This is a genomic window from Streptomyces sp. NPDC059850 (assembly GCF_042731515.1).
Lineage (GTDB): Bacteria > Actinomycetota > Actinomycetes > Streptomycetales > Streptomycetaceae > Streptomyces.
This window is the reverse complement of record NZ_JBHWJI010000034.1, coordinates 1-3081: the sequence shown is the minus strand read 5'-3', so window position 1 is coordinate 3081 and position 3081 is coordinate 1. Positions and strand designations below refer to the sequence as shown.

The following is a 3081-nucleotide window of genomic DNA, read 5'->3' as shown; positions in this document are numbered from 1 at the left end:
GCCCCCCGGGGCGCCGCGGCCCCCGCCGTCGGGGGGGCGGGGGCCCGGTCGGGCCACCCCCCCGGCGCCGGCGACCCCCGCCGCGCCCGGCCCCCCCGCCGCCTCCAGCTCGCGGACGAGGGTGCCGAGGGCGGTGTCCAGTGTGCGTACGTCGCTCGCGGTCGCGCCCTTCTGGGGACCGTAGACGGCCGCCGCGCCCGTAGGCCCGAGCAGCGGGTTGTCCACGTCGGTGGCGAGGACGAGGTCGACCCCGGCCAGCGCGCTGCGGGCTGCGGCGAGGTCTCCCGTACGGAGGTCCGCGAGCCCCCGGCCGCCGGGGCCGACCGGCGTGCCGTCGTCGCGGGCCAGCACGGCGCCGAGGGCCTGCAGCAGGCCCGCGCCGCCGTCGGTGGTGGCGACGCCGCCGAGGGCGAGGACGACCGTATCCGCGCCGCCCGCCACCGCGTGCCGGACGGCCTCGCCGACGCCTCGGCTGGTGGCGGTGAGCGGTGTCGTACGGCCGTCCGGCAGCACGCCCAGCCCGCAGATGGCCGCGGCTTCGACCACGGCCGTACGGGTACGGGCGTCCGCCGCGACGTACGCTGTGACCGGCAGCCCGGTCGGACCGGTCACCGTGATCGCCTCCGGGCTGAACCGGCCGCCCGCACAGGCGGCGGCCACGCTCCCCTCTCCCCCGTCCGCAGGGGCGAGTCGGCGGATCCGGGCGTGCGGGGCGCCGTCCAGCAGCCCGCGCTCCAGCGCGCGGGCGACGTCGTCGGCGGTGAGCGAGCCCTTGAACTTGTCCGGGGCGATCAGCACGGACACCATCAGGGGGCCACCTCGGCGGTGCGGGCCGGGGGCGCCACGACACGTTCGGGATCAGGCGCGGCCTCCGCCGGTGGCTCGCCGCCCTTCCCCGCCAGCACCTCGCGCGCCCGCGCCACGTCCAGGCCGTTCTCCCAGCGGGCGACGAACAGGGTGGCGACGGCGTTGCCGAAGAAGTTCACCAGCGCCCGGCACTCCGACATGAACTTGTCGATGCCGAAGATGAGCATGATGCCCGCCGCAGGCACGTGTCCCGCCGTCGACAGCGTCGCGGTGAGCGCGATGAAGCCACCGCCCGCGACACCCGCCGCGCCCTTGGACGTCAGCAACATCACGGCGAGCAGCCCGAGTTGCTGAGGTAGGGACAGCGCCGTGTCCGTGGCCTGCGCGATGTAGAGGGTGGCCAGGGACAGGTAGATGGCCGCGCCGTCGAGGTTGAAGCTGTAGCCGGTCGGGACGACCAGGCCGACCGTGGACCGTTCGACGCCCATGAACTGGAGCTTCCGCATCAGCCCCGGCAGGGCGGGCTCGGCGGTCGACGTGCCCAGGATCAGGAAGAACTCCTCCTTGAAGTAGCGGATGAGCTGGAAGATGTTCAGCCGTACGTACGCGGCGAGCACACCGCCCAGCACCACCACGACGAAGAGGGCGGAGGTGACGTAGAAGAGCAGGATCAGCGACCCGAGGCTGGTCAGCGTGGACAGGCCGAACTTCCCGATGGCGTACGACATCGCGCCGAACGCGCCGAGCGGCGCGGCCTTCATGACGAACGCCAGCACCTTGAAGACGACCTCGGTCAGCCGGTGGACGCCCGCGATGACCGGCTCGCCGACCTGCCCGACCGACTTCAGCGCGATCCCGAAGATCACCGCCAGGAAGATCACCTGGAGGATGTCGCCCTCGACGAACGGCCCGAAGAAGCTGCTCGGCACGGTGTTCGTCAGGAACTCCCACCAGTGCTGGTGCGCGCCCTGCTCGATGTACTGGCCCGCGTCGCCCGAGGTGTCCAGGGTCGACGGATCGGCGTGTACGCCGTCGCCGAGCCGGAAGATGTTGATGGCGACCAGGCCCGTGAGCAGGGCGACGATCGTGCCGACCTGGAAGTACGTCAGCGCCTTGATCCCGGTGAGCCCGACCTTCTTCAGGTCGGCGACTCCGGCGATGCCGCCGATGATGGTCAGGAACACGATCGGCCCGATGAGCATCTTCATCGCGGTGATGAAGGTCGTGCCGATCGGTTCCATGTCCGTGGCCAGACCCGGCCACCGCCAGCCCAGCACGATGCCGATCACGATCGCCACCAGCACCTGGATATACAACTGCCGGTACCACGGCTTCGCCGGGGCGAGTGTCGGGGTCGCGGCTCGCTCTTGGTCCGGGGTATGCGTCATTGCAGCCTCCCTGATCGCGCGACACCGAGCCCGATCGGTCCGCGCCAGCTTGCGCCACAGTGAACCGGGCCACAGCTCAGGGGGTCCACGACCAAAAATCGATGCCCCGTATAGGCGGCGCCTATCTGTTCCGCTCCCCATACGACGAAGGCGGCGCCGCCGGGTGGGCCGGTGGCGCCGCCTTGTCATGCTGGGACGGTCAGTCCCTGATCTCCGAGCCGACGCGGAGGATTCCCACCGCGCCGCCCTGGGTGCCGGGGCACTTCCGCTTCGAGGTCTTGCCGTTCCAGACCCAGGGGCCGTAGAAGGTGGTCTCCACGCCCCGGGTGTCCACGCAGATGATCTTCACCCGGTGCGCGCCGAGGCGGCCCAGGCCCGAGCAGTAGGAGTAGCCGGTGGTGCCGCCCCTCGACCACGCATTGCAGTCGGCGGACCGGGTCGATACGTCGCCGCTGTCATTCGCCATGGCGTTCGGCGCGATGAGACTGGCACTCAGGGCCAGTCCGGCAATGGCGAGGAAAGACTTCTTTCGATTCATGCGAGTGTCCCCGTGATGTGCGAAAAACTACGACTGGGCTGGTGGTGCGGTTGGTCGCGCGTCAGGACGGTTCTGTGTCAGGACGGTTCCGCGTCAGCAGGTCTGCGTCAGAACAACTCGACCTGGTAGCCCGCCTTGTAGACGCCTACCGCGCCGCCCTGAGTGCCAGGGCACTTCCGCTTGGACCAGTCACCGCTCGTTCCCATCCGCCACGGGCCGAAGAAGGAAGTCTGCACGCCACGGGTGTCGATGCAGGTGACCTTCACCCGATACCGGTCGAACCTCGCCAGGTCCGCAGCCCCCGCCGTACGGTCGCGATGCCCACCACCAGGACGAGGAACACCAGCG

The 3081-nt window shown here is 70.8% G+C and carries 4 protein-coding genes; all 4 read right to left on the bottom strand.

Going from position 1 to position 3081, the window contains the following annotated elements; translation table 11 throughout:
* Positions 1-807 (bottom strand): glycerate kinase (locus ACFV9T_RS25790; protein ID WP_385444325.1); only part of this gene is annotated, 807 nt, incomplete at its 3' end.
* Positions 807-2195 (bottom strand): C4-dicarboxylate transporter DctA, encoded by a 1389-nt coding sequence (gene dctA / locus ACFV9T_RS25785; protein WP_385444323.1) that lies wholly within the window; start codon positions 2193-2195, stop codon positions 807-809. The genes dctA and ACFV9T_RS25790, both read right to left, overlap by 1 nt.
* A 199-nt stretch (positions 2196-2394) precedes the next feature.
* Positions 2395-2733 (bottom strand): hypothetical protein, encoded by a 339-nt coding sequence (locus tag ACFV9T_RS25780; RefSeq protein ID WP_385444321.1) that lies wholly within the window; start codon positions 2731-2733, stop codon positions 2395-2397.
* Between the two features lie 107 nt (positions 2734-2840).
* A partial coding sequence (locus ACFV9T_RS25775) for a hypothetical protein (RefSeq protein ID WP_385444319.1) occupies positions 2841-3081 on the bottom strand: 241 nt, incomplete at its 5' end.

Bases quoted from the DNA above. Each gene is read 5' to 3' on its own strand.
- ACFV9T_RS25780 (WP_385444321.1), bottom strand. From the start codon at position 2,733: ATGAATCGAAAGAAGTCTTTCCTCGCCATTGCCGGACTGGCCCTGAGT.
- dctA (WP_385444323.1), bottom strand. From the start codon at position 2,195: ATGACGCATACCCCGGACCAAGAGCGAGCCGCGACCCCGACACTCGCC.